General features: G+C 71.6%; 20 protein-coding genes. 1 reads left to right on the top strand and 19 read right to left on the bottom strand.

Annotated elements, in window-relative coordinates:
• Positions 1 to 18 precede the first annotated feature (18 nt).
• Positions 19 to 1398 (top strand): OFA family MFS transporter, encoded by a 1380-nt coding sequence (locus AB0P07_RS09440; RefSeq protein WP_365547427.1) that lies wholly within the window; start codon positions 19 to 21, stop codon positions 1396 to 1398.
• 81 nt (positions 1399 to 1479) lie between these two features.
• Here AB0P07_RS09440 and AB0P07_RS09435 read toward each other — a convergent pair whose 3' ends face one another.
• The 19 genes from AB0P07_RS09435 to AB0P07_RS09345 form a co-directional block, all read right to left on the bottom strand.
• Positions 1480 to 2688 (bottom strand): sugar phosphate isomerase/epimerase family protein, encoded by a 1209-nt coding sequence (locus tag AB0P07_RS09435; protein ID WP_365547424.1) that lies wholly within the window; start codon positions 2686 to 2688, stop codon positions 1480 to 1482.
• A gap of 114 nt (positions 2689 to 2802) precedes the next feature.
• Complete coding sequence (locus tag AB0P07_RS09430) at positions 2803 to 4182, bottom strand: nucleotide pyrophosphatase/phosphodiesterase family protein (RefSeq protein WP_365547421.1); 1380 nt, start codon at positions 4180 to 4182, stop codon at positions 2803 to 2805.
• On the bottom strand, positions 4179 to 5354 hold the full coding sequence (eboE, locus tag AB0P07_RS09425; protein ID WP_365547418.1) for a metabolite traffic protein EboE: 1176 nt from the start codon (positions 5352 to 5354) through the stop codon (positions 4179 to 4181). Before eboE ends, AB0P07_RS09430 begins: the two co-directional genes overlap by 4 nt.
• A gap of 3 nt (positions 5355 to 5357) precedes the next feature.
• Positions 5358 to 6206 (bottom strand): TatD family hydrolase, encoded by an 849-nt coding sequence (locus AB0P07_RS09420; protein ID WP_365547416.1) that lies wholly within the window; start codon positions 6204 to 6206, stop codon positions 5358 to 5360.
• Entirely contained in the window at positions 6206 to 6967 is a 762-nt protein-coding gene (locus AB0P07_RS09415) for an EboA domain-containing protein (protein ID WP_365547413.1), read from the bottom strand. Before AB0P07_RS09415 ends, AB0P07_RS09420 begins: the two co-directional genes overlap by 1 nt.
• A gap of 13 nt (positions 6968 to 6980) precedes the next feature.
• Positions 6981 to 7952, bottom strand: coding sequence for a sugar phosphate isomerase/epimerase family protein (locus AB0P07_RS09410; protein ID WP_365547410.1), 972 nt, complete (start codon positions 7950 to 7952; stop codon positions 6981 to 6983).
• Entirely contained in the window at positions 7949 to 8998 is a 1050-nt protein-coding gene (locus AB0P07_RS09405; RefSeq protein ID WP_365547407.1) for an SCO3242 family prenyltransferase, read from the bottom strand. The genes AB0P07_RS09410 and AB0P07_RS09405 overlap by 4 nt, the downstream gene beginning before the upstream one ends.
• Positions 8999 to 9087: 89 nt before the next feature.
• Positions 9088 to 10308, bottom strand: a complete 1221-nt coding sequence (locus tag AB0P07_RS09400) for an inositol-3-phosphate synthase (RefSeq protein WP_365547404.1) — start codon at positions 10306 to 10308, stop codon at positions 9088 to 9090.
• Positions 10309 to 10498: 190 nt separating this feature from the next.
• Positions 10499 to 14215: a ThuA domain-containing protein gene (locus tag AB0P07_RS09395; RefSeq protein WP_365547401.1), complete on the bottom strand. Its 3717-nt coding sequence runs from the start codon at positions 14213 to 14215 to the stop codon at positions 10499 to 10501.
• A gap of 265 nt (positions 14216 to 14480) precedes the next feature.
• The gene (locus AB0P07_RS09390) at positions 14481 to 15479 is read right to left on the bottom strand and encodes a sugar phosphate isomerase/epimerase family protein (RefSeq protein WP_365547399.1); all 999 of its coding nucleotides are present in this window, start codon (positions 15477 to 15479) and stop codon (positions 14481 to 14483) included.
• 16 nt (positions 15480 to 15495) lie between these two features.
• Entirely contained in the window at positions 15496 to 16797 is a 1302-nt protein-coding gene (locus tag AB0P07_RS09385; protein WP_365547396.1) for a Gfo/Idh/MocA family oxidoreductase, read from the bottom strand.
• Positions 16798 to 16884: 87 nt separating this feature from the next.
• On the bottom strand, positions 16885 to 17931 hold the full coding sequence (locus tag AB0P07_RS09380) for a substrate-binding domain-containing protein (protein WP_365547393.1): 1047 nt from the start codon (positions 17929 to 17931) through the stop codon (positions 16885 to 16887).
• A 17-nt stretch (positions 17932 to 17948) separates the two neighbouring features.
• Positions 17949 to 18968 (bottom strand): ABC transporter permease, encoded by a 1020-nt coding sequence (locus AB0P07_RS09375; RefSeq protein ID WP_061441382.1) that lies wholly within the window; start codon positions 18966 to 18968, stop codon positions 17949 to 17951.
• On the bottom strand, positions 18965 to 20482 hold the full coding sequence (locus AB0P07_RS09370) for a sugar ABC transporter ATP-binding protein (protein ID WP_365547390.1): 1518 nt from the start codon (positions 20480 to 20482) through the stop codon (positions 18965 to 18967). The genes AB0P07_RS09375 and AB0P07_RS09370 overlap by 4 nt, the downstream gene beginning before the upstream one ends.
• A 162-nt stretch (positions 20483 to 20644) precedes the next feature.
• The gene (locus AB0P07_RS09365) at positions 20645 to 21826 is read right to left on the bottom strand and encodes an ROK family transcriptional regulator (protein WP_365547387.1); all 1182 of its coding nucleotides are present in this window, start codon (positions 21824 to 21826) and stop codon (positions 20645 to 20647) included.
• Positions 21827 to 22089: 263 nt separating this feature from the next.
• A complete protein-coding gene (locus AB0P07_RS09360; RefSeq protein WP_102929663.1) occupies positions 22090 to 22767 on the bottom strand; it encodes a GntR family transcriptional regulator in 678 nt (225 codons plus the stop codon).
• A 144-nt stretch (positions 22768 to 22911) separates the two neighbouring features.
• Entirely contained in the window at positions 22912 to 23862 is a 951-nt protein-coding gene (locus tag AB0P07_RS09355) for a beta-ketoacyl-ACP synthase III (RefSeq protein ID WP_365547384.1), read from the bottom strand.
• A gap of 160 nt (positions 23863 to 24022) precedes the next feature.
• A complete protein-coding gene (locus AB0P07_RS09350) occupies positions 24023 to 24175 on the bottom strand; it encodes a hypothetical protein (protein ID WP_164712728.1) in 153 nt (50 codons plus the stop codon).
• Positions 24144 to 25499 (bottom strand): OFA family MFS transporter, encoded by a 1356-nt coding sequence (locus tag AB0P07_RS09345; RefSeq protein ID WP_365547381.1) that lies wholly within the window; start codon positions 25497 to 25499, stop codon positions 24144 to 24146. Before AB0P07_RS09345 ends, AB0P07_RS09350 begins: the two co-directional genes overlap by 32 nt.
• Positions 25500 to 25527: the final 28 nt, after the last annotated feature.

Genomic DNA, 25527 nt, shown 5'->3' with positions numbered 1-25527 from the left:
GCTAGGGGTGCAAACGACATGACAACCACCGATGTCACACGGGTCGCCGGCTATCGGGAGGTGACCGACAAGAACGGGCGCGTCTACCGCGTGGGCGAGTCCGACATCGACATCATGGGGCGCAAGCGCAAGTGGATGGTGGTCCTGCCCTGGATCGGCATGATGGGCATCTCCTCCGCCGAGTACGCGTTCGCGTCCGCCGAGGACACGCTGCACGAGGCCCACCAGTGGTCCAGCGGCAGCATCTACTGGATGATGACCGCCTGGGTGTTCTGCCAGGCCGCGGTCGCCTTTCCGGCGGGGCGGCTGCGCGAGAGCGGCAGACTGCCCGCGCGCTGGGCGATGATGCTGGGTTCGGCCGGCACACTGCTCGGCTACCTGTCGCTGGCGTTCGCACCGCACGTCGCGCTCGCCTTCATCGGCTTCGGCGTGTTCAGCGGCATGGGCGCCGGCATGGCGTACGCGACCTGCGTCAACATGGTCGGCAAGTGGTACCCGGAGCGCCGGGGCGGGAAGACCGGGTTCGTCAACGGCGGTTTCGCCTACGGCTCGGTGCCGTTCGTCTTCATCTTCCACGGCTACATGGACGGCTCCAACTTCCGCTGGGTGCTGGTCACGTGCGGCCTCTTCCTCGCCGCGATGGTGGCGATCGCCGGCTTCTTCTTCCGGGATCCGCCGAAGAACTGGTGGCCGTCCGCGGTGGACCCGCTGAACCCGCCGGACGACCCGCGGGCCCGGCGTTCGCTGGCGAAGAACCCGCCGGCCGTCAAGCAGTACTCCCCGATGGAGGCCTGGAAGACCGGCCGGGTGGCGCTGATGTGGTTCTGTCTCGCCTGCACCTCCGGCGTGAACATCTTCGGTATCGCCTTCCAGGTCGACATCGGCGAGGAGGCGGGCTTCGCGGCCGGTGTCGTGGCCACCGCCATGTCGCTGAAGGCGATCGTCAACGGCACCGGGCGGGGTGTCATCGGCTGGCTCTCCGACCTGTACGGCCGCAAGCAGTGCCTGCTCTGCGTGTGCGCGATCCTGGGCCTCGCCCAGTTCGGCATCATCCTGTCGGCCGAGATCAAGAACCTGCCGCTGTTCCTGGTCTTCTCCGCCGTCTCCGGTTTCGGCGGCGGGGCCATCTTCCCGATGTTCGCGGCGCTGACGGCGGACTACTTCGGTGAGAACAACAACGCCACGAACTACGGGATGGTCTACAGCTCCAAGCTGGTCTCCGGCCTGGGTGCGGGCATGGGGTCCGTGGTCGTCGGTGCCTGGGGCTACAACGGCGCCTACACTCTGGCGGGGTGCATCTCGCTCTTCGCTGGATGCGTGGCGCTGTCCCTGCGGCCGCCGGGGCGCCCGAAGGACAAGCGCATCACGCCCAACCCGCAGCCGCTCGGTGAGGGGTGAGCGGGCACAGCGGCCTCCTCGCACGGACCGGGCGGCCGCTTCCGCGTGTTGCGGAAGCGGCCGCCCGGTCCGTGTCGTGGGTCAATGGCGCCGCTTGCGCAGGGCGGCCATGTTGTCGTAGCTGATCTTGGCCTCCCGCAGGGACTGCGCGGGATCGGTGGCGCTCGGGGAGTTGTCGTCCTCGACCATCGGGTTGTGGTAGTTCCGCAGGCCGACCCTGGAGAAGAACGTCGTGTAGTCGATGACGCCCGTCCCGAAGGGCACCATGTCGTAGCCCATGCCGTTGGTGGTGCTGACGACGCCGTCCTTGGCGTGGAACAGCGGGTAGCGCCGGTTGTTGCGGACCACCAGGCCGGCCGGGTCGAAGACGTTCTTCCTGGTGGTTCCGTCGTGGGCGGTGTACTCGTGGAACTTGTACTGGGCGACGTGCGCCCAGAAGATGTCCATCTCCAGCCAGACGACCCTCGGGTCGGTGATCTTCAGGAAGTACTCCAGCTTCCGGATGCCCGAGCTGCGCGTCGGCCGGCCCTGGTCGTCCAGCGGGCCGCCGTCCAGCAGGAAGCCGTAGGCGCTGTCGTGGTTGTGGGTGTAGAGCTTGATGCCCTCCCGGTGGGCGATCGCACCGAGGGCGTTCCACTTGTCGGCGGCCACGTCCCAGTCGGCGCGGTAGGAGCTGCCGGTGGGGTCGCCGCCGGTGCCCATGTGGTCCATGCCGAGGATGTTGGCGATCTCCAGGTGCTTCTTGAAGGTGTCCTTGTCCGCCGCGGTCAGCGGCCAGGAGGACGGGATGAAGCCGTGGTTGCCCTGGGCGCGCAGACCGTAGTCGTCGAGCCAGGAGCGCAGCAGCCGGGCACCTTCGACGGACTCCAGGTCGGCACCGCCCGGCGCGTTGGCGTGCTGGCGGTAGCCGGCGAACTCGACCTGGCGGTAGCCGTGGCGGGCCAGCTGCTTGAAGACCTCGCGGAAGCCGGAGGGCAGGTCGGAGGCGAGGGGGTCGCGGGCGGTGGCGTCGCGGACGGTGTAGAGGATGATGCCGCGCTTGTCCGCCGGGACGAGGATCTGCCCGTGGCCGTGCCCATGGTCGTGGTCGTGGTCTCTGTCCCGGCCGTGGGCGAGGGCCGGGGAGGCTCCGAAGACGGGGGCGGCGACGGCACCGGCCGCCACGGCGGTGCAGGTGCTGAGGAAGCGGCGTCGGTTCACGCCGAGGGTGCGGCGCAGGCTCTCGCCCGGCCCGTCGGTGGACGGGTCGGTGCCGGCGTCGGTGCGGGAGGGGTCGGTGTACGGGGTCACTGATGCCTGCCTTCTGGGTCGTGGCCTGCGCCGATGCGGCTCGGGCGGGCCGTTGTCAGTGCCGTGTGTTTCACTCTGGGTAGTCGGGTTTCGGCGGGCGTACCGGGTGGTGCGTCAGCCGAGTCCGGCCAGCCGGAGCAGGAGTTGTTTCACGTCGGTGGCCGCGACGCGGTCTCCGACAGCGCGGGGGGTGGAGCAGATGAGGAGCGGACCGTCGTCGTCGCTCGCGGGGAGGCGGCCGTGGCTGCCTCGAATAGGTGAGGGGTCCAGGGGCACGACCGCCATGCGGTAGCGCATGCCGAGTTTCTTGCGGGCCAGGGCGCCGGCCGCCTTGACCTTGACGTAGGGGTCGAGCGGGTCCATGAACAGCTCGACCGGGTCGTAACCGGGTTTGCGGTGGATCTCGACGAGCTGCGCGAAGTCGGGCGCGCGATCGTCGTCGAGCCAGTAGTAGTACGTGAACCAGGCGTCCGGCTCCGCCACGGCGACGAGTTCACCGGCTCGCGGATGGTCGAGGTGCTGGGCCTTCTTGCCCTCGTCGTCGAGGAGTTCGGCGATGCCCGGCAGTCCGTCCAGGGCTGCACGGGTCGCGTCGAGGTCCTCGGGGCGGCGGACGTAGACGTGGGCGATCTGGTGGTCGGCGACGGCGAAGGCGCGGGAGGCCATCGGGTCGAGGTATTCCATGCCGTCCTGGGTGTGCACCTCGAGGAGTCCGGCGCGGCGCAGGGCGCGGTTGACGTCCACGGGCCGGCTGACGGGGGTGATGCCGTACTCGGAGAGCGCGACTACGGTGCGGCCCTCGGCGCGGGCGTCGTCGAGCAGCGGGGCCAGGGCGGTGTCCAGGTCGGCGGCGGCCTGCAGGGAGCGCGGGTCGTCGGGGCCGAAGCGCTGCAGGTCGTAGTCGAGGTGAGGGAGGTAGCAGAGCGTCAGGTCGGGGTGCCGGGTGGCCATGACGTGCCGGGTGGCGTCGATGATCCACTGGCTGGAGACCAGGTCCGCGCCGGGTCCCCAGAAGTGGAAGAGGGGGAAGGTGCCGAGCTTGTCGGTGAGTTCGTCGTGCAGGGCCGGGGGCCTGGTGTAGCAGTCGGGTTCCTTGCGGCCGTCGGCGTAGTAGACGGGACGGGGGGTGACGGTGATGTCGGTGTCGGCGCCCATGGCGTACCACCAGCAGATGTTGGCGACGGTGTAGCCGGGGTGGGCGCGGCGGGCGGCGTCCCAGAGTTTGTCGCCGGAGACGAGGCCGTTGTGCTGGCGCCACAGCAGGACGTCGCCGAGTTCCCGGAAGTACCAGCCGTTGCCGACGATGCCGTGCTCGCTGGGATGAGTGCCGGTGAGGAAGGTGGACTGGGCGGCGCAGGTGACGGCGGGCAGGACGGTGCCGAGCGGGGCGCGGGAGCCGGACTGGCCGAGCTGCTTGAGATGGGGCATGTGGTCGAGGAGACGGGGGGTGAGACCGACGACGTCCAGGACTAGGAGGGGGGTGGGTCCGGTCATGGCAGTTCCTTCAGGCCGAGGTCCGTCAACAGGTCGCGGGCGAGGGTCAGCTCGGCGGCGATGCCGTCGGTCAGCTGGGCGCGGGCGCGGGGCCGCAGCTCGGACGGGAGGGCCTGCCAGGTGTAGGTCTCGACCTCCAGGTGGCGGGTGAGCGGGTGCGGGCCGCCGACGAGCCGGGTCAGCGCGGCCTTGAGCACGGGCAGGGTGGAGGTGAGGGGTGCGGCGGGGGCCGCGTGCAGGGGTACGTGGAAGTGGGCGCGCCAGGGCGTGGTGGTGGGCAGCGGGCCGCCGTCCGCGAGGGCCTCGTCGAGGTCGTCGGTGCCCTGCCGGCCGCCGGACGGTGTGATGGTTCGGGTCTGGTGCAGGAAGCGCGGCTCGGCGAAGGCGGCGAGGGCTTCGCGGACCGTGGGGTCGGCGGGGTGTTCGGCGTGCAGTGCGGCGGACAGCTGGGACTTGACGACGGGTACGCGGGCGGCCGCGAGGGCGTCCAGGGCGGTGTCCGGATCTTCGAAGGAGGTGGCGAGGTGGCAGGTGTCGACGCAGACGCCGATGCGTTCGTGGGCGATCGCGGTCAGCGGTGCGATGGCGTCGTGGGTGGTCTCGAGGACGCAGCCGGGTTCCGGTTCCAGGCCGATGCGGATGGAGCGGCCGGTCAGTTCGTGCAGGGCGTCGAGGCGTTCGGCGAGGGTGACCAGGGCGGCGCGGGCTTTGTCGGCGCGGGCCTCGTCGTAGGCGGTGCGCCAGGCGAGGGGAAGGGTGGAGATGGTGCCGTCCGTGACGTCGTCGGGCAGCAGTCCGGCGAGCAGCCGGGCCAGGGAGGTGGTGTGGTCGAGGCGTTCGGGATCGGCCCAGTCCGGCTTGTAGACCCGGTACTTGACCTCTTCGGCGCCGAAGCCCTCGTAGGGGAAGCCGTTGAGGGTGACGACCTCCAGGCCGCGCCGGTCGAGTTCGGTACGCAGTCCGCGCAGGGCGGCGGGGTCGGTGACCAGGGCGTGGGCGGCGTCGCGGGCGAGCCACAGCCCGATGCCGAGCCGGTCGCGGCCGAGGCGTTTGCGGACCGGCTCGCAGTGGTCGCGGAGCTGGGCGAGGACGCCGTCGAGGGTTTCGGCCGGGTGGACGTTGGTGCAGTAGGCGAGGTGGACGGTGGAGCCGTCGGGGTGCCGGAAGCGCATGACTCACTCCCCGCCGCGCAGGATGGAGTTGCCCTCGTGGGTGGCCTCGCCCCCGGTCACATCGAGTTCCAGGCGTCCGCTCAGTCCGTAGAAGGCGACTGGGTTGCGCCACAGCACCCGGTCCACGTCGTCCTCGGTGAAGCCCTCGGCGAGCATCAGGTCGCCGACCTTGCGCGTCTTGAGCGGGTCGCTCCGGCCCCAGTCGGCGGCGGAGTTCACCAGCACCTGCTTCGGGCCGTACTCCCGCAGCAGGGCGACCATCCGGGCCTCGTCCATCTTGGTGTCGGGATAGACGGAGAAGCCGAGCCAGGCGCCGCTGTCCTTGGCCTCCTTGACGGTGGTCTCGTTGAGGTGGTCGACCAGCACCCGCTCGATGGGCAGGGCGGACTCCCGGACCGCGTCCAGGGTGCGGCGCAGACCGGCGAGCTTGTCGCGGTGCGGGGTGTGTACGAGGGCGGGCAGGCCGTGGTCGGCGGCGAGCTGGAGCTGGGTGGCGAGGGCGGTGTCCTCGGCGGGCGTCATCGAGTCGTAGCCGATCTCGCCGACCGCGACCACCCGGTCCTTGACGAGATAGCGGGGCAGTTCGTCGAGTACGGGCAGGCAGCGGGGATCGTTGGCCTCCTTGGGGTTGAGGGCGATCGTGCAGTGGTGGGCGATGCCGTACTGGGCGGCACGGAAGGGCTCCCAGCCGAGCAGGGCGTCGAAGTAGTCGCGGAAGGAGTCGGGAGAGGTGCGGGGCTGGCCCAGCCAGAAGGAGGGTTCGACGACGGCGCGGACGCCGGCGGCGTGCATGGCCTCGTAGTCGTCGGTGGTCCGGGAGGTCATGTGGATGTGGGGGTCGAAGATGCGCATCAGGACTCCTTGCCGTGGGGGTCGGCCGTGCCGGGCGCGGGGCGTCCGGACTCGGTCAGGGCCAGGACGCGGTGCAGGTCTTCGGGGACGGTGCGGCCCGCGGCGGTCCGTTCGGCGGCGTAGTCGGCGAGCATCCGGGCGAGGTCGTCGTCCCCTCGGACCCGGCGGGCGAGGTCCGCCACGCTGTCGACGGGAACACCGGTGAACAGGCACTTCAGTACGGCGTGCCGCCACTGGTGCGGGTCGAGGTGCCGGGCCGCGTAGGGGCCGAGGGCGGCGGCGACGAGCCGGGTGTCGTTGGTGCGCAGGGCGTCCTCGACGAGCGGCAGGGCGTCCGGACCCGGCACCAGGTGGGGCAGGGCGTGCAGGACGGCGCGGCGTTCGTCGGCGGTGCCCTGGGTGTAGACCCGGGTCAGGGTGTCCGGGTCGGCCTGGGCGGCGTGCAGGACGAGGACGCGGGCGGCGTCGGCGTGGGCGTGCCCGCAGCGGCGGCCGGCCTCGGCGAGGCGCAGTTCCCACACCGATATGGGGCCGTGGGTGCCGGGGTGGGCGGCGGCCTCGTCGAGGGCCTGGTCCAGCCAGGCGCGGGCGGCTCCGCCGAGGCGGGTGGTGAGGGCTGCGCGCAGTTCGGCGGGCGGGACGTGGGCAGGGGTGGTGCCCTGGTCCGTTCCGGCCTGTCCGGCCTGTCCTTCGGGCCCGGCGGGGGCGCCGTCCGCGTCCTGGGTGCCCGGGGTGACGTGGGCGGCGTGTGGCTGCGTCATGGTGTGGCTCCCTTCAGTGGGTGGCGGAGGGCTTGCCCGAGCGGTTGGTGCGGGACGGTGTCGCCGGTGCGGCGCGCCGCAGGAACGGGAGGGAGCGTTCGGCGAAGTGGGGGCCCGCGTGGGAGTGGCGGGGCAGTTCGACGACGGTCAGGCCCTGGTAGCCGGTGGCGGCCAGGGCGTCGAGGACGGGCGGGAAGTCGATCTCGCCGTCGCCGAAGGGGAGGTGTTCGTGGACGCCGCGGCGCATGTCCTCGATCTGCACGTGCCGCAGCCAGGGAGCGGCGGCGCGCACGCAGTCGGCGGGAGGGAGCGGTTCGAGGCACTGGCAGTGGCCGATGTCCAGGGTGAGGCCCAGCGGTTCGGGGTCGCCGAGGGTGCGGCGCAGAGTGTGGAAGTCGGCGAGGGTGGAGAGGAGGTGCCCGGGTTCGGGTTCCACGGCGAGGGGGACGCCCGCGCCGGCGGCGGCGTCCAGGACCGGGGCGAGGGACTCGGCCAGCCGCTTCCACGCCGTGTCCTCGTCCGTGCCCGCCGGGGTGACGCCGCTGAAGCAGTGCACGGCGTGAGCACCGAGGTCGGCGGCCACGTCGACGGCACGCAGGAGCAGGTCGCTGCGGCGGGCGCGGTCCTCCGGGTCCGGGTCGAGCAGGGAGGGACCGTGCTTGCGACGCGGGTCGAGCACGTACCGGGCGCCCGTCTCCACCGTCACGCCAAGACCGAGCGCGTCCAGTCGCCGCGCGACCCGGCGGGTGCGGGCGGCTAGGTCGTCGGCGAGCGGATCGAGATGCATGTGGTCGAGGGTCAGGCCGACGCCGTCGTACCCCAGGTCGGCGAGGAGGGCGAGGGCGTCGTCGAGCCGGAGGTCTGCGAGGCCGTTGGTGCCGTATCCGAAGCGCAGCGGGGGCGCGGCGGTCTCCTGCGCCGCTGTGTCCCCGGTGCCAGGACCGACCTGGGTCTCGTTCGGTCCCTGGTTCTTGTCAGGGGTCATGTGATGCTCACCTTCCTCATGGCGGTCCGTCCGGCGAACCACCGGCCGGCCGGGGCGAGGGCCGCGACCAGGAGGGACGTGGTGCCGGCACCCGAGCGGGCGGCGAGCGCGGCCTGGAGCGGGATGGTGGCCCGGATGCCACCGCTCACGGCGCGTTGGGTGAGCGGGGGCGAGGGGTTGAGCACGGCGTGGAAGCAGGGGCGTGCGGCCGTCGCGGCGTAGACGGCGCTCAGCCCGGTCCTGAGCACGTCGGCGACACCCGGCGCGGGGATGGAGCCCGGCAGGCCGGGGGCGGCTGCTGCCCGCCGACCTGCCGGGAGTCGGGTGCGGCGGCGGGCGACCAGGCCGGTCAGCGCCCCCGTCGTCGCGAGGGCGGCCAGCGGGGCCAGGACCGAACCGCCGGTGGTCTCCCGGCGGGAGACGGCCGTGACCGCGAGGGTGTGGCTGCCGAGCAGCGCGGCCGAGGGCAGCGCGGCCCGGGCGCCGCCCCCGGTGGCGGCCGCGCCCAGGAGCAGGTCGAGCCCGCGGGCCGCCGCCATGGCCGCGGGGCCGGCCGGTGTGTGCTTCAGGGTGAGGTCGTAGGCCCAGACGGTGGCCGCGAGGGGCGCGGCGATCGTGAGGGCGGGTCGTCCCGCTCCGGCCGCCAGGGCGAGCCCGGCACCGGTGAGGGCACCCGCGGCCGCGAGTGCGGTGGCGGGGCGGATGCGGCCGGACGGGAGGGGACGGTGCGGACGCTCGACGGCGTCCTCCGCGCGGTCGGCCCAGTCGTTGAGGGCCATGCCGGCCTCGTACAGGCACAGGGAGGAGCCGATGGCCAGCAGGGTGCGGGGGCCGGGGCGCGCACCGCTCGCGGCCGCGCCGGCCAGGGCGTCGCCGGGGACGGTGAACAGGGCGGGCAGGCGGAGGAGTTCGGCCCATGCGCCGACGCGGGAGGAGGGGGCGGGCAGTGCTGCCGCGCCCCCGGGAGGCGGTCCGGCGACGGCGGAAGCCGGCCCCGGCGTCTCCGCCGCGCCCCCCGACGCACGGGCATTCGCTCCACCGGACACACCACTCGACGCCTCACCCGCCACACCACCCGACGCACGTGTCGCGGACGCACCCCGTGTGCTGTTCCGCGCGGTGGCGCAGATGCGGCTCATCGTCCCGCCCCGCGCTCGTCGGCGTCGCCGGTTCCCACGGCCCCGGGGAACCCGCCGTCCTCGGCGTCCCTGTCCCGACCGGAGTCCTCGGCATCCCGGAGCAGCCCGGCGAAGCGTTTCAGCTCCCCGTACTGCTCGGACAGGGCGGACGGCCCCTCCCCCACCGGGTCCTTGAAGTAGAAGCCCAGTGCCCCGAGCGGGCCGGACAGCCCCTTCTGGTGGGCGCGGGCGACCAGGCGGGCCAGGTCGAGGACGAGCGGCGCGGCGAGGGACGAGTCGCAGCCCTGCCAGGTGGTCTGGAGGATCATGCGGGCGCCGAGAAAGCCGTCGAAGGCGATGTGGTCCCAGGCGGTCTTCCAGTCCCCGAGCGCGGGCACGTCGTCGATGTGGACCTCGCCCTCCACGGGCGCGCCCAGGGTGTCGGCCAGCACCCGCTCCTTGCCGGCGTTCTTCGCCGCGGCGGCGGCCGGGTCGGCCAGTGCGGCACCGTCGCCGCCGCCCAGCAGGTTCGTGCCCGACCAGGCGCGAACCGCCAGCGCCCGCTGCGCGAACATCGGGCCCAGCACCGAGCGCAGCAGGGTCTGGCCCGTCTTGCCGTCCCGGCCGGCGTACGGCACCCCCGAGGACTCGGCAAGCGCGGCCAGAGCCGGGTGGTGCAGGCCGGTCGACGGGGTGAAGTTGACGTACGGGCAGCCGGCGCGCAGGGCGGCGGCGGCGTAGAGGGAGCTGGCCGGCAGGCTGCCCCCGGTGGGCGCGGGCTCGGTGGAGGCCACGTTCACGACCACCGTCCGGTCCACGCCGCAGCACCGCGCGAAGTCGGTGATGTCCGCGGCGAACGCGGCGATCAGTTCCTCGTCGTCCCGGGTGTCGCCGGGCAGCGGACCGCCGGGGCGTATCTCGCGGTCGGCCGCGGCCAGTTCGGCACCCACCGCCGAGGGCAGCCCGTGCGGCAGCACGCCCCCCGCGGCCAGTGCCTCCGCCCGCTTGGGCAAGGGGCAGTCCACGGTGTCGTGACCGCCGAAGACGAGGGACGGGAGCGCGGGGAGCCCCGCGTCGGCGAAGTCGGGGGTCTCGGTGACCATGCCGGTCGCGGGGTGCAGCCCCGCGGTCACGGCGGCGCAGCCGGCCACCACCGTGGTGGCGACGGAACCGCGGGCTCCGATCAGCCAGACGCCGGTACGGGAGCCGTGGGAGGAAGCAGAGGGGGACGCGGACATGGGCAGCCTCCTTGTCGAGCGCGTCGAGCACACACGAGCGGTGGTACGGCCGGAGGGGGTTGGGCCGGGAGCGATGGGCCGTGCCGGGGGACGGCGGGCGGAGGTCCGGCGTCCTCCGCCCGCCGCCGTTCCGGTTGCCCCGAGGGGTGGGGCGCCCCTGGAAGAGGTCACCCCTCGGGGGCGGTTCGCCCTAGGAGGGCAGTTCCTTGAGCTGGATGTTACGGAAGGAGACCTGGTCGTCGGCGCCGTGGTTCTGCAGGCCGATGTAGCCGTCGGTCAGGCTCCGCCCGGGGTCCTTGTTGGTGAAGTCGTTGATCTTGACTCCGTTGAGGAACACCTGGAGGCGTTCGCCGCGGACCTTGATCTCGTAGGAGTTCCACTGGCCGGGCGGCCGCAGCACCTGGTCGCGGGCCTTGATGTTCGCCGCCTTGAAGGTGTAGATCGCACCGGTGGTGCGGTCCACGGCGTCCGTGGCGTCGATCTGGATCTCGTAGCCCTTGTTCACCGCGGACCAGGGGTCGTCGGAGGCCGGGAAGCCCACGAAGACGCCGGAGTTGTCGTCGCCCCGCATCTTCCAGTCGAGCTTGAGGGAGTACGACTTCAGCTCCTTGGCCTGGTACCAGAGCAGGCCCATGCCGCCCTCGGACTCCAGTACGCCGTCCTTGACGTTGAACTTGCCGGGGCCGGCCTGCTTCCAGCCTTCCAGGGTCTGGCCGTTGAAGATGTCCCGGTAACCCTTGCCGGGCTTGCAGTCGGCCTTGACCTGGCCGGTGGCGTACTGCATGCCGCCGAGCAGGTGCTTGCGGAAGGCCTCGTCGGCGTAGGACTCCTTGGTGTGGCCCATGCCGGTGTAGAAGGAGCGGCCGCCGCCGTAGTTCTGGCACCAGGCGATCGGGTGGTCGCCCTTCATGTTGCCGCCCTGGTAGGTGGTCTCGTCCAGGGTGGCGAGGACCTTGGCCTGCTCACGCGGGTTGGTGCGGTAGTTGTACCACTCGTCGGTGCGCTCCCAGGCGTCGTCCAGGTGCGCGGTGGCCGGGTGGTCGTGGTCCTCGACGCGGACGGTGGCCTTCTGGATGGCCGGGTGCGAGTCGAAGTAGGCGCCGACGAGGCCGCCGTAGAACTCCCAGTCGTACTCGGTGTCGGCGGCGGCGTGGATGCCCATGTAGCCGCCGCCGTTCTTGACGTAGTTCTCGAACGCCGTCTGCTGATCGGCGTCGAGTACGTCACCGGTGGTGGACAGGAAGGCCACCGCGTCGTACTTGGCCAGGTTGGCCGTGGTGAACTGCCCGGCCTCCTCGGTCGCGGTGACGGAGATGCCGGCCGGGGTGCCCAGCTCCTTCAGGGCGGCGATGCCCGCCGGGATGGAGTCGTGGCGGAAGCCCGCGGTCCTGGAGAAGACCAGGACCTTCTTGCCGGCCTTGAACGGCTCCTTGGAGAACTCGAAGTCGTCGATGTCGAACAGCGCGCCCTCGCCGCCCTTGAAGACCAGGTAGATGTCGGTGGTCTTCTTGGGCAGGGCCCGCAGCGGCACGTCGACGTTCTGGAAGGTCTCCCAGCTGCCGGTCGGCGGGATGTACGCGGAGCCGTGCAGCGGGCCGGTGGGCGAACCGGTGCGCAGCTCGACGTAGCCGCCGGCGCCGCCGGAGGAGGCCCGTACGGTCAGCTTCTTCTGCCCGTCGAACTTGTAGGGGCTGAAGGAGATCCAGTCTCCGTCGTTGATGTCGCCGACGGTCTTGCCGCCGTTGGCGCCGGTCTTGTCGATCGGCGACACGCCCTGCTGGGCGGAGAAGTGCTCGGCCTGGCGGTGCGGGGGCTGGATGACGGTTCGGGCGGTGCCGGTCAGGGCTTCCTGGCCGTTGGCCCCACCGTCGGTGTAGCTGGCGCCGACGACGCCGTAGATGTCGGCGTTGGGGTCGTGGCCGCCGTCGCCCGGCGGCGGATTGAGGGTGCCCTCACAGCCCATCTCACTGGTCAGCTCGTGGGCGTGGGAGTCGTGGCCGAGGCTGTAGGCGACCTTGACCTTGGAGCAGTCGATCGTCTCCTCGGGGTCGGTGACCTTCACCTTGAAGGGGATGGGCTGCCCCATGGGGAGCAGGGTGCCGTTGCCGGGGGTCTCGATGACCACCTTGGGCTCGGTGTTGCCGACCACGATGCGGACACTGGCGTTGCCGGTGTTGCCCTCGGGGTCCTTGGCGGTGAAGGTCGCGGTGTAGGTGCCGACCTTCTTGTACTTGTGGGTGGGCATGAGGCCCTCGCCCTTGGTGCCGTCGCCGAAGTCCCAGCTGTAGGTGAGGTCCGGGGAGTCGGCGTCCTTGGCGGTGGCGGTGAAGGCGACCTTCAGTCCGGCCGCGCCGGAGGTCTTGTTCGCGCTCACCTCGGCGATCGGCGAGAAACCGTCCGCGGCGTTCTCGATCCGGTACAGGGCGGAGTCCTTGTCGCCCTGGAACCAGGACAGGCCGTAGTCCAGGACGTAGAGCGCGCCGTCGGGGCCGAACTCCATGTCCATGATCTGGGTGCCGGTCCACGGGAAGTCGTTGATCTTCGCGACCGAGCCGTCCTCGTTCTGCTCGATGCGCTTGATCCACCGGCGGCCGAACTCACCGGCGAAGAAGTCCCCGTCGTACTCCTCGGGGAACTTGACGCTGGAGTCGAGCTCCGGGTCGTAGCGGTAGACCGGGCCGCCCATCGGGGACTCGGAGCCGCTGCCGAACTCGGGCACGGAGTCGTCGTCGTACGGGATCCACGCGGCCTGCGCGGGCGGCAGGTCGGTGAGACCGGTGTTGTGCGGCGAGGTGTTCTTCGGAGCAGCGCAGTCGAAGGTCTCGCCGGAGGTGCCGGTGGCGAAGTCGTAGTCGACGTACGGGTCGTTGTCGCCGGTGCAGAAGGGCCAGCCGAAGTTGGCGGCCTTGGTGACCTTGGCGAACTCGACCTGTCCCGCCGGGCCGCGCTTCGGGTCGGCGGCACCCGCGTCGGGACCGTAGTCGCCGACGTAGACCGTTCCGGTCTTCTTGTCGACGCTGATCCGGAACGGGTTGCGGAAGCCCATCGCGTAGATCTCGGGCCGGGTCTTCTCGGTGCCGGGCTCGAAGAGGTTGCCCTCCGGGATGGTGTACGAGCCGTCCTCGGCGACCTTGATGCGCAGCAGCTTGCCGCGCAGGTCGTTGGTGTTGCCGGCGCTGCGGCGGGCGTCGAAGGCCGGGTTGCGGTCGGCGCGCTCGTCGATCGGCGTGTAGCCGTCGGAGGCGAACGGGTTGGTGTCGTCGCCGGTCGAGAGGTAGAGGTTGCCCTCGGCGTCGAAGGCGATGTCGCCGCCGACGTGGCAGCAGGTGCCTCGGGAGGCCGCGACGTCCAGGACCTTCTTCTCGCTGGACATGTCCAGCGTGCCGTTGGGGTTGAGGACGAAGCGGGAGAGGCGGTTGACGCCGTCGAAGGGCTTGAAGTCTTCGGCGGTGCCGTTCTCCGGGGCGTCGCCCGCGGGCGTGTCGAGCGGCGGGGCGTAGTAGAGGTAGATCGCCCGGTTGTTCTCGAAGTCCGGGTCGATGCCGACGCCCTGCAGGCCCTCCTCGTCGTGGTTGTAGACGGGGATCTTGCCGGCGACCTTGGTGACGCCGCCCTGGTCGGTCAGGCGCAGTGTGCCGTCGCGGGCGGTGTGCAGGACGCTGCGGTCGGGGAGGACGGCGAGCGACATCGGCTCGCCCATCTCGGGCTCGCCCTTGGCGAGCGGTACCTGCTGGAACTGCCCTTCGGCGGCGGCCGCCGTCTCGTCGTGCTCCGGGTGGCCCGGGTGGGCGCCGGCGACGGTAGCCGGGGTGCCCACGGCCAGCAGCAGGCCGGTGAACAGGGCGAGGGTGGTGCGGAGTCCGGGGCGCCTGGTGGTGCCGGTGCCTTTGAGTCTGGTTCTGTGCACGAAGTCCCTCCGGGAACGGGGTGGGCCGTACTGGGATGGGTGCGAAGACGTGCGATGCGGGCGCCGGGGTGCGCCGTCACCCCGGAGGCGTGAGTGTCCTGGACACTTCAGGGACGGTAACCGCGTTCTTCCGGGGCCAACACCCCTTGGACCGTGGCTGATTCAACTTTTTCCCAACTCAGGACAAAGCAGGATTCGGGCAGCCCGGACCGGGCACCGGCGTGGCGGCCGGTCCCCGGTCCTGACCTGCGGTCGAACCTCAGGATCAGCTGTTGAAGGCCGCGTCGAAGGACGCGCTGGGCGGCTCGAAGTCGAAGGCCTTCAGCCGGGTGAGGGCTTCCGGTGCCCCCTGCAGCCGGTCCATGCCGGCGTCCTCCCACTCGACGGAGACGGGTCCCTGGTAGTCGATGGAGCGCAGCATGCGGAACACGTCCTCCCAGGGGACGTCGCCGTGTCCGGCCGACACGAAGTCCCAGCCGCGCCGCGGGTCGCCCCACGGCAGGTGGGAGCCGAGCCGTCCGTTGCGGCCGTCGAGGCGCCTGCGGGCCTCCTTGCAGTCGACGTGGTAGATGCGGTCGCGGAAGTCCCACAGGAAGCCGACGGGGTCGAGGTCCTGCCACACGAAGTGCGAGGGGTCGAAGTTGAGGCCGAAGGCCGGCCGGTGGCCGACCGCCTCCAGCGCGCGGTGCGTGGTCCAGTAGTCGTAGGCGATCTCACTGGGGTGCACCTCGTGCGCGAACCGCACGCCTTCGGCGTCGAAGACGTCCAGGATCGGGTTCCAGCGGTCCGCGAAGTCCTGGTAGCCGCGCTCGATCATCGACTCGGGGGCGGGCGGGAACATGGCGACCAGGTGCCAGATCGACGAGCCGGTGAAGCCGATGACGGTGTCGACGCCGAACCGGGCGGCGGCCCGTGCGGTGTCCTTGATCTCGGCCGCGGCGCGCTGCCGTACGCCCTCCGCGTCGCCGTCGCCGAAGATGCGGGCGGGCAGGATGGCCTCGTGGCGCTCGTCGATGATGGCGTCGCACACGGCCTGGCCGACCAGGTGGTTGGAGATCGCCCAGCACTTGAGGCCGTACTTGTCGAGCAGCTGGTGGCGGGAGTCCACGTAGGAGGGGTCGGCGAGGGCCTTGTCGACCTCGAAGTGGTCGCCCCAGCAGGCGAGTTCCAGGCCGTCGTAGCCGAAGTCGCGGGCGAGGCGGCAGACCTCCTCCAGCGGCAGGTCCGCCCACTGTCCGGTGAAGAGCGTGAAGTTGCGTGGCATGTCGCTGCCGGCCTCCTCAGAGTGCGATGGGGGCGATCGGGGTGTAGACGGAGTTCTTCTCTGCGCTCTCCTCCACGGCCGCGAGCACGCGCTGCACCTGCAGCCCGTCGGCGAAGGAGGGTTCCGGCCCGCGGCCCTCGGCGACGGCGTGGACGAGGTCGCGCGCCTGGTGCACGAAGGTGTGCTCGTAGCCGAGCCCGTGGCCGGGCGGCCACCAGGCGTTCAGATAGGGGTGTTCGGGTTCGGTGACAAGGATCCGACGGAAACCGGCGTGCTCCCCGGGCTCGGTGCCGTCGTGGTACTCCAGCTCGTTGAGCCGTTCCAGGTCGAAGGCGAGCGAGCCGCGCTCCCCGTTGAGTTCGATGCGCAGGGCGTTCTTGCGGCCGGTGGCGTACCGGGTGGCCTCGAAGGAGACGAGGGCGCCGGAGGTGAGACGGCCGGTGAACACGGCGGCGTCGTCCACCGTCACCCGTCCCGTCACCCCGTCCGCCGAGCCCGCGGACAGGCCCCGGGGGGCACCGGCGGGCAGCGGGCGTTCCCGTACGAAGGTCTCGGTGAGGGCGGAGACGCCCGCGATCCGCTGGCCGGACAGGTACTGGGCGAGGTCGACGATGTGGGCGCCCAGGTCGCCGAGCGCGCCCGATCCTGCCAGTTCCTTGCGCAGCCGCCAGGTGAGCGGGGCCTTCGGGTCCACCAGCCAGTCCTGGAGGTACGTCACCCTGAGGTGCCGCAGCCGGCCGACACGTCCTTCGGCGACCATCCGCCGGGCCAGCGCGGTGGCCGGCACCCGGCGGTAGTTGAACCCGACCATGGCCAGCTGTCCGCGTGCCCCGGCCTGCTCGGCGGCGCGGGTCATCTCCTGCGCCTCCTCGACGGTGTTGGCCAGCGGCTTCTCGCACAGGACGTGTTTGCCGGCGGCGAGTGCGGCCAGGGCGATCTCGGCGTGACTGTCGCCGGGGGTGCAGATGTCGACGAGGTCGATGTCGTCCCGTTCGACCAGGGTCCGCCAGTCGGTCTCGGTGCTCGCCCAGCCGTGCCGGTCGGCCGCGAGGCGGACGGCGTCGGCGTCCCGCCCGCAGACCGCGGCCAGTACGGGGTTCAGCGGCAGGTCGAAGACCCGGCCCGCGGTGCGCCAGCCCTGGGAGTGGGCGGCACCCATGAAGGCGTAGCCGACCATGCCGACGCGCAGGGGCGGTCTGGTCGCGGACGCCCCCGTCGCCGCACCGGTCCCGGCAGTGGTCCCGGTATCGGTCCCGCTGCCGGTCCCGGCGGCTGCCTCCTCGCTGCCGGCCCCCTCGGGCTGCTGCGGCTGTCCCATGCGGATGTCCTCCTCGTCGTGGTGGCGCGGTGGGGGTGGGCCCCGTCCCGGCGGCGGCTGGTCGGGCCGCCGCCGGGACGGCGGCCCTCACTTGAAGCCCGTGGGCATGTACTGGTCGACGTTGTCCTTGTCGACGACGGCCGAGTAGCAGGTGACGGTCGAGGGGATCTCGAACTCGGCGAGGCCGCTGACGCCCTTGCCCTGGCCGAGGGCGCGGGCCAGGTCGATCGCGGAGGCGGCCATGGTCGGCGGGTAGAGCACCGTCGCCTTCAGGACGCCGCTGTCCGCCTTGATGGCCTGGAAGGCGGAGAGCGCGCCCGCGCCGCCGACCATCAGGAAGTCGTCGCGGCCGGCCTGCTCGATGGCGCGCAGGGCGCCCACACCCTGGTCGTCGTCGTGGTTCCACAGGGCGTCGAAGTCCGACTGGGCCTGCAGCAGCTGGGCCATCTTGGCCTGGCCGGACTCGACGGTGAACTCGGCGGCCTGGCGGGCCACCTTCTTGATGTTCGGGTAGTTCTTCAGGCCGTCGTCGAAGCCCTGGGTGCGCTGCTGGGTCAGTTCCAGGTTGTCGATGCCGGCCAGCTCGATGACCTTGGCGTCCGACTTGTCCTTGAGCTTCTCGCCGATGTAATGGGCGGCGTTGAGTCCCATGCCGTAGTTGTCGCCGCCGACCCAGCAGCGGTAGGCCTGGGGGCTGTTGAAGATCCGGTCGAGGTTGATGACGGGGATGCCCGCCCGCATCGCCTTCAGACCGACCTGGGTGAGGGCCTTGCCGTCGGCCGGCAGGATGACCAGGACGTCGACCTTCTTGTTGATGAGGGTCTCGATCTGGCCGATCTGCTGCGCGGTGTCGTTGGAGCCCTCGGTGACCTCCAGGGTGACCTCGGAGTACTTCTCGGCGCGCTTCTTGGCCTGGTCGTTGACGGCGTTGAGCCAGCCGTGGTCGGCCTGCGGACCGGCGTAGCCGATGGTGACGGGCTTGCCGGGCTTGTCGTCGGCGGCCGGCTGGGTGTCCGCGGCGGCCTTGTCGTCGCCGCCGTCGGGGTCGTTGCTGGTGCACCCCGTGAGGACGGCACCGGCCGACACGGCGGCGGCTGAGAAGAGCAGCCCTCTGCGACTCGTGAGCTTCGTCATGACGGTGAACCCTTTCCTCAATGCGTGCTTGCGGTACGGCGCTGGACCAGCACGGCGGCGACGATGATCGCGCCCTTGGCGATCTGCTGCACGTCGGTCTGCAGGTTGTTCAGGGCGAAGATGTTGGTGATCGTGGTGAAGATAAGGACGCCGAGCACGGAGCCGAGGATGTGGCCCCGGCCGCCGGTCAGCAGCGTTCCGCCGATGATCGCGGCGGCGATGGCGTCGAGTTCGTAGAGGTTGCCGTTGGTGTTCTGGCCGGAGCCGGCGAGGGCGATCAGCAGGAAGGCGGCGATGCCGCAGCACAGCCCGGACAGCAGGTAGAGGTAGAGGCGCTGGCGGCGGACGTCGATGCCGGCCAGCCGGGCTGCCTCGGCGTTGCCGCCGACGGCGACGGTGCGCCGTCCGAAGGTGGTGCGGTTGAGCACCAGCCAGCCGATGACGGTGACGGCCGCGAAGACCATGACCAGCGGAGGTATGCCGAGCACGTACGAGTCGCGCTCGGCGAGGTCGAGGACGCCCGGGACCGTGACGACCTGGGTGCGGCCGTCGGTGATCTGCAGGGCGAGGCCGCGCGCCGAGGCGAGCATGGCGAGGGTGGCGATGAACGGGACCATCTGGCCGAAGGCGATCAGCACCCCGTTGACCAGTCCGCAGCCCACGCCCACCACGACCGCCGTGAAGAGGATGCCGAAGAACCCGTACTCCTGGGTGGCGACCGTGGTCGCCCACACCGAGGAGAGGGCGACGATGGCGCCGACGGACAGGTCGATGCCGCCGGAGACGATGACGAAGGTCATGCCGACGGTGACGACGCCGATCACGGACGCCTGGGTGAGCACCAGCTGGAGGTTGCGGGTGTCGAGGAACGAGTCGGGCTGGGTGATGCCGCCGATGAGGACCAGGACGGCGAGCACGCCGAGCAGGGTGAGGGTGCGGACGTCGGCGCGGCCCAACCGGACCCGCCAGGCGGGCGGCCCTTCCACCGGTGCCGCCTTGTCGGTGCCGCCCCGTGGCGGGGACACGTGCTGCGTCATGACGCCGGGCTTCCTTCCATCACGAGGTCGAGTACGCGGGGTTCGTCGAGTTCGCGGGCGGGGGCCTCGTGCACGACGCGGCCCTCCCGCAGCACCAGTACGCGGTCGGCCAGCCCCAGCACCTCGGGCACCTCGCTGGAGACCAGCAGCACGGCGAGGCCCTCGTCGGCGAGGCGCCGGACGACGGCGTACAGCTCGGCGCGGGCGCCCACGTCGACGCCGCGGGTGGGCTCGTCGAGCAGCAGGACCCGGCAGCCGCGGAGCAGCCAGCGGGCGAGCACCGCTTTCTGCTGGTTGCCGCCGGACAGGGTGCGCACGGGCACGGCCGGGTTGTCGGGCCGCAGCGACAGCTCGCGGGTGGCCTCTCGGGCCGCGCCGAGTTCGGCGCCGTGGTCGATCCAGCCGCCGCGCGAGAAGCGGGACATGGCGGAGACCGACACGTTGCGGGTGACGGACTCGAGCATCAGCAGGGCCTGGGCCTTGCGTTCCTCGGGGGCGAGCCCGAGCCCGGCCCGTACGGCGGCCCGGACGCTGCCGGGCCTGAGCGGCTGCCCGCCGACGAGGACCCGTCCGGTGGTCGCCTTGCGTGCGCCGTAGACCGTCTCCAGGATCTCGGAGCGGCCGGAGCCGACGAGCCCTGCGAGGCCGACGATCTCACCGGGCCGCACTTCGAGGTCGAGCGGTGCGAACTCGCCCTCGCGGGAAAGCCCTTCGACCTTCAGCACGGCTTCGGCCACGGGTGGTTCGGCCGGCCGCTCGGGGAAGACGTACTCGACGTTGCGTCCGGTCATCAGCGCCACCACCTCGCGAGTGGGCGTGGACTCGGCGGGCAGTCCGCCGGCGACGGCCCGGCCGTCCTTGAGGACGGTGACCCGGTCGCCGATGCGGCGGATCTCCTCCAGACGGTGCGAGATGTAGACGACGGCGACTCCGTCGGCGGTGAGGTCCGCGACGATGCGGAAGAGGTTGTCGACCTCGTCCGGGTCGAGCGCGGCGGACGGCTCGTCCATCACGATCAGCCGTACGTCGTGCGACAGCGCCCGCGCCATGGAGACGATCTGCTGCTGCGCCGCCGGCAGTTCCCCGACCAGCCGCCCGGGGTCGACCTCGGGATGCCCGAGTCGCTTGAGCAGCGCGGCCGTCGACGCCTTGGCCGCCCTGCCCCGTACGACGAAGCCGGCGGCGGTCGGTTCGTGGCCGAGGTGGACGTTCTCGGCGACCGACAGGTGCTCGACCAGGTCGAGTTCCTGGTAGATGGTGGCGATGCCCAGGCGCATGGCGGCGATCGGCGAGCGCAGGGTGACGTCCTCCCCGCGCCAGCGGATGGTGCCGGTGTCGGGCTGGTGGGCGCCGGCCAGCACCTTGATGAGGGTGGACTTCCCGGCGCCGTTCTGGCCGAGGAGGCAGTGCACCTCGCCGGCCTGGACGTCGAGGTCGACGCCGTCGAGGGCCCGGACTCCGGGGAACGACTTGGTGATGCCGGACATGCTGAGCAGCGGTGGTTCTGGTGCCATGTGAGATCCCCTCGGCGGGCTTGCGGGCCGGTGTCAGGGCAGAGCGGAGCAGGGCGTGGCGAAGCGGGTGACGGTGATGCGGAACAGGGCATGACGGGGTAGAGCGCCGTGCTGGTGGAGCTGCGGAACCGAACGGGTGCTACGCGAGTGAGAAACCGAGCGCTACGCGGGTGAGAACAGGTGGTCGCTGATCAGCCGGGCCGCGCCGATGACTCCGGCGGTGGGGCCCAACTCCCCCAGGACGATGGGCAGGTTGCCGGTCGCCAGGGGCAGCGACTGGCGGTAGACCTGGGTGCGGATCGCGGCGAGCAGGTTGTGGCCGAGGCCGGTCACCCCGCCGCCGATCACCACCAGGCCGGGGTTGAAGAAGCTGACTAGGCCGGCGATGACCTGGCCGGTGCTGCGGCCGCCCTCCCTGATCAGCTCCAGCGCGGTGGCGTCGCCCGCGGCGGCCGCGGCGGCGACGTCGGCGGCACTGAGGCCGCCGTTCGCCTCCAGCCGGTTCGCGAGTTCGGCCGACTGCCCCTGCTGGGCGGCCTCCGTGGCGTCGCGGGCCAGGGCCGCGCCGCTGAAGTGGGCCTCCAGGCAGCCGCGGTTGCCGCAGGCGCACTGACGTCCGTCGGGCACGGCCTGGATGTGCCCGATGTCGCCCGCACTGCCCGTGGTCCCGCGGTACACGTCCCCGCCGACGACGATGCCGCAGCCGATGCCGGTACCGATCTTGACGACGAGGAAGTCGTGCTGGGTGCGGGCGACGCCCGCGTGCTGCTCGCCCAGCGCCATCAGGTTCACGTCGTTGTCGACCATGACGGGGCAGCCGAGTTCCTGGCTGAGTGCCTCCCGCACGGGGAAGCCGTCCCAGCCCGGCATGATCGGCGGCGCCACCGGCACGCCCTCGGGGAAGCGGACCGGTCCCGGGACGCCGATGCCGGCGCCGTCGAAGCCCTCCGCGAGCCCGGAGGCCCGCAGCTTGGCGGCCATCGACAACACCTGCTCGAAGACCGCGACCGGACCCTCGCGCACGTCCAGGGGCTGGTTGATGTGCCCGAGGATCTCCAGCTCGGCGTTGGTGACGGCGACGTCGACCGAGGTCGCGCCGATGTCGACGCCGAGGAACCGCAGTTCGGGATTGAGCCGGACGTTGTGGCTGCGGCGCCCGCCGCGCGAGGCGGCGAGTCCGTCGGCGACGACGAGTCCGGTCTCCAGCAGCCGGTCCACCTCGACGGCCAGTTTCGACCGCGAGAGGTCGACCTGGTCGCCGAGCTGGGCGCGGGAGTTGGGCCCACCGTCGCGCAACAGCTGAAGAAGTCGCGCTTGGTGGGCGTTCGCGGGTCGTGCGGTCATGCGTCTCACGAGCCCCTCCCCGCCTCAATCGGCTGTGAGTGTGCCGGTCCTCCGGCCTCGTCCAGTGGCTTGCTTTCGGAGGGAACGTAGCAGTGGGCGCCGGGTGTGGGAAGAAGTTACGCAGTAATTGCCGCGAACTTTCTCCACTGAGTGGACAAAGAAGGGTGCGGCGTCGGACAGGCCCGCACACGACAAGGCCGCCCGGCGAACCTGCCGGGCGGCCTGCGCACAAGCTCCGAACGAGCCCTGAACGGGCTCCGACCTCAGGATTCCCCGCGGGCGTGGTACGAACGCCGGGTGTGTTCCGTGTGCTCGCGCATCAGCCGGGTCGCCGCCTGCTCGTCCCGCTCGGTGATGGCGGCGATCAGCTTGCGGTGCTCGATCCAGGACTGCCGGCCGCGCTGCCGGGCGACCGGGGTGTAGTACCAGCGGACCCGGCGGTCGACCTGTGCGGCGAGTTCGGCGAGGACGGTGTTGCCCGCCAGCTCCATGACCTTGCGGTGGAACCGGGCGTTGAAGGCGACCGCGGCGTCCACGTCCTCGGCGGCGACGGCCCGCTCCCCCTCCGCGCACAGCTCCTCCAGCGCGGCGATGCCGGCGCTGGAGGCGTTGGCCGCGGCGAGCCGCGCCGCCTCGGCCTCCAGGAGCGTGCGTACGGTCAGGAGCTGGTCGGCCTCCGCCTCCGTCGGCTCGTGCACGAACGCGCCCTGCGCGGGGCGCAGATCGACCCAGCCCTCGGTGTTGAGTCGCTGCAGCGCCTCGCGCACCGGCTGCCTCGAGACCCCGAGGTGGCCGGCGAGTTCGCTCTCCACGAGGTGCTGGCCCGGCTGGAGGGCCCGCGTGGTGATGAGTTCGAGCAGCGCCTCGTAGACACGGTCCCGCAACGGGCCGGGCCGCTCCAGCTTGGGCACCGCGCCCTGCGGCAGTCCTGCGGACAACATCTGTCCCCCCTCGACGGCCGGCACACAACCAGTACGCGCAACACTCGTACGCGCAGTATTGATTGTCTTTCGTCTACAGTCTACGGCGCACTCCGGCCGTGCCGGTGTGTAGACCGCGACACATCGCGGGGGTGGCCGGGGCGATCAGGGGCAGCGGACGACCTGTCCCGCGTAGGAGAGGTTGCCGCCGAAACCGAAGAGCAGCACCGGGTCCCCGCTGGTGATCTCGCCCCGTTCGACCAGCTTGGACAGGGCGAGGGGGATGCTCGCCGCCGACGTGTTGCCGGACTCCACCACGTCGCGGGCGACGACGGCGTTCACGGCGCCGATCTTCGCGGCGAGGGGTTCGATGATGCGCAGGTTGGCCTGGTGCAGGACGACCGCGGCGAGATCGGCCGGCGCGAGGCCGGACCGCTCGCAGGCCTGGCGCGCGATGGCGGGCAGCCGGGTGGTCGCCCAGCGGTAGACGCTCTGTCCCTCCTGCGCGAACCGCGGCGGTGTCCCCTCGATGCGGACGGCGTTGCCCATCTCGGGCACCGACCCCCACAGCACCGGCCCGATCCCGGCCTCCTCGCCCGGCGTGCACGCCTCGACGACGGCGGCCCCCGCCCCGTCGCCGACCAGCACACAGGTGCTGCGGTCGGTCCAGTCGACGACCTCGGACATCTTGTCCGCGCCGACGACCAGGGCCCGGCTCGAGGATCCGGCCCGTACCGCGTGGTCGGCGGTGGCCAGGGCGTGGGTGAAGCCGGCGCACACGACGTTGAGGTCCAGCGCGGCGGGCCCGGGGATGCCGAGGCGGGCCGCGACGCGGGCGGCGGTGTTCGGGGAGCGGTCGATCGCGGTGGAGGTGGCGACCACGACCAAGTCCACGTCGGCGGGGGTCAGCCCGGCCGCCGCGAGCGCCTTCGCGGCGGCGTGGCCGGCCAGCTCGTCGACCGGCTCGTCGGGTCCGGCGATCCGGCGCGTACGGATGCCCACCCGGCTTGTGATCCACTCGTCGCTGGTGTCGACCGTGCCCGCCAGATCCTCGTTGGTGAGAATCCTGGCGGGCTGGTAGTGGCCGACGGCGGTGATGCGGGAGCCGTGGTGCATGGGTGGAGTCCTCGCTGCCTCGGGGTACGGGATCCACCAGTGTGATCAGTGACCGACGGGTACGACGGCAGGTGTTGCGACAGGAAACCGGCGCCCGGCTTGTCGGCTTCGGTCAGCATCCTCCGCCGCCGTCGGCCGTGGCCGCTTTCCTGCCCCGCCCTCATCCGGTGAAGAGCTGGGTCGCCTTCCGGACGAGTTCGTACAGCCCGTAGGCGAGCGGCGCGCCCACCCAGAGCCAGGTGAAGGCGATCAGCGGCCGCCGGTCGGCCGGTCCGGCCGCGTCAGGCGGACTCTGGCTGCTGTCGGCTGACATCGTTGCCCTCCTTCTGCGCGGGCTGCGCGGGGACGGTGGCGGCGGGTTCGTGGTGCCGGGCGTGCACGGGCCGGATCAGTTCGTTGGCGACGAAGCCGACGACCAGCAGCCCGATCATGATGAGGAAGGACGTGCCGTACAGCGCCGAGCCGTGCCGTCCGGCCTCCTCCTGGTGGTCGGCGATCCAGTTCACGATGAGCGGCCCGAGGACGCCGGCCAGCGACCAGGCGGTGAGCAGCCGTCCGTGGATCGCGCCGACCTGGTAGGTGCCGAAGAGGTCCTTGAGGTAGGCAGGGGCGGTGGAGAAGCCGCCGCCGTAGAAGGACAGGACGACCAGTGCGCACAGGACGAACAGCGGCTTGGAGGAGTCGCCGAACAGTGCGATCAGGGTGTACATCAGCGCGCCGACGCCGAGGTACACGCGGTAGATGTTCTTGCGTCCGATCAGGTCTGAGGCGGACGACCAGCCGAGGCGGCCCGCCATGTTGGCCGCCGACAGCAGCGCCACGAAACCGGCCGCCGCGGTGGCCGACACCGGTGTGGAGGTGTCGGCGAAGAAGTCCCGGATCATCGGCGCGGCCTTCTCCAGGATGCCGATGCCGGCCGTGACGTTCATGCAGAGCACGATCCACAGCAGCCAGAACTGCGGGGTGCGCACGGCCGAGCGCGCCGAGACCTGGACGCCTTCGAGCGGCGCGGGCCGCCCGTCCGCCCGTTCCCTTGGCCGCGGCACCCGCACCAGCAGCACGCCGAGCAGCATGAAGACGGCGTACGTCAGTCCGTGGACGAGGAAGGCGAGGGCGATGCCCGAGTTGTCGGTGCCGAAGGACTTCAGCATCTGCGCCGACCAGGGCGAGGCGATGAGCGCGCCACCGCCGAAGCCCATGATGGCGACGCCGGTGGCCATGCCGGGCCGGTCCGGGAACCACTTGATCAGCGTGGAGACGGGCGAGATGTAACCGATACCGAGGCCGATCCCGCCGACGAAGCCGTAGCCGAGGACGATCAGCCAGTACTGCTCCACCGCCGCACCGAGCGCGGAGAGCAGGAAACCGGACGAGAAGCAGACCAGGGCGACGGTCATCGCCCAGCGCGGCCCGTGCCGTTCCACGAGCGTGCCGCCGAACGCGGCGGACAGACCGAGCATGACGATGCCGAGCTGGAAGGGCAGCGCGCTCTGCGTGCCGCTGAGGCCGAGCGCGGACTCCAGGGGCGGTTTGAACACGGACCAGGCGTAGGCCTGCCCGATGGAGAGGTGGACCGAGAGAGCGGCCGGGGGAACGAGCCAGCGGCTCCAGCCCGGGGGTGCGACGGGGGGACTCATGGGTCCCCAACCGTAGGCATCCGGAAAG

The organism is Streptomyces sp. NPDC085944 (assembly GCF_040686295.1).
GTDB classification, from domain to species: domain Bacteria; phylum Actinomycetota; class Actinomycetes; order Streptomycetales; family Streptomycetaceae; genus Streptomyces; species Streptomyces salinarius.
The sequence above is the reverse complement of the archived record's forward strand: the minus strand, read 5'-3'. Positions and strand labels throughout refer to the sequence as shown.

Excerpts from the sequence above, each read along its gene's own strand:
- AB0P07_RS09350 (WP_164712728.1), bottom strand. The coding sequence starts at position 24,175 with ATGTCAGCCGACAGCAGCCAGAGTCCGCCTGACGCGGCCGGACCGGCC.
- AB0P07_RS09360 (WP_102929663.1), bottom strand. The coding sequence starts at position 22,767 with ATGTTGTCCGCAGGACTGCCGCAGGGCGCGGTGCCCAAGCTGGAGCGG.
- AB0P07_RS09355 (WP_365547384.1), bottom strand. The coding sequence starts at position 23,862 with ATGCACCACGGCTCCCGCATCACCGCCGTCGGCCACTACCAGCCCGCC.
- AB0P07_RS09400 (WP_365547404.1), bottom strand. The coding sequence starts at position 10,308 with ATGTCCGCGTCCCCCTCTGCTTCCTCCCACGGCTCCCGTACCGGCGTC.
- AB0P07_RS09345 (WP_365547381.1), bottom strand. The coding sequence starts at position 25,499 with ATGAGTCCCCCCGTCGCACCCCCGGGCTGGAGCCGCTGGCTCGTTCCC.
- AB0P07_RS09365 (WP_365547387.1), bottom strand. The coding sequence starts at position 21,826 with ATGACCGCACGACCCGCGAACGCCCACCAAGCGCGACTTCTTCAGCTG.
- AB0P07_RS09415 (WP_365547413.1), bottom strand. The coding sequence starts at position 6,967 with ATGACGCAGCCACACGCCGCCCACGTCACCCCGGGCACCCAGGACGCG.
- AB0P07_RS09440 (WP_365547427.1), top strand. The coding sequence starts at position 19 with ATGACAACCACCGATGTCACACGGGTCGCCGGCTATCGGGAGGTGACC.
- AB0P07_RS09390 (WP_365547399.1), bottom strand. The coding sequence starts at position 15,479 with ATGCCACGCAACTTCACGCTCTTCACCGGACAGTGGGCGGACCTGCCG.
- AB0P07_RS09370 (WP_365547390.1), bottom strand. The coding sequence starts at position 20,482 with ATGGCACCAGAACCACCGCTGCTCAGCATGTCCGGCATCACCAAGTCG.
- AB0P07_RS09375 (WP_061441382.1), bottom strand. The coding sequence starts at position 18,968 with ATGACGCAGCACGTGTCCCCGCCACGGGGCGGCACCGACAAGGCGGCA.
- AB0P07_RS09430 (WP_365547421.1), bottom strand. The coding sequence starts at position 4,182 with ATGACCGGACCCACCCCCCTCCTAGTCCTGGACGTCGTCGGTCTCACC.
- AB0P07_RS09385 (WP_365547396.1), bottom strand. The coding sequence starts at position 16,797 with ATGGGACAGCCGCAGCAGCCCGAGGGGGCCGGCAGCGAGGAGGCAGCC.
- AB0P07_RS09410 (WP_365547410.1), bottom strand. The coding sequence starts at position 7,952 with ATGACCCCTGACAAGAACCAGGGACCGAACGAGACCCAGGTCGGTCCT.
- AB0P07_RS09380 (WP_365547393.1), bottom strand. The coding sequence starts at position 17,931 with ATGACGAAGCTCACGAGTCGCAGAGGGCTGCTCTTCTCAGCCGCCGCC.
- eboE (WP_365547418.1), bottom strand. The coding sequence starts at position 5,354 with ATGCGCTTCCGGCACCCCGACGGCTCCACCGTCCACCTCGCCTACTGC.
- AB0P07_RS09420 (WP_365547416.1), bottom strand. The coding sequence starts at position 6,206 with ATGCGCATCTTCGACCCCCACATCCACATGACCTCCCGGACCACCGAC.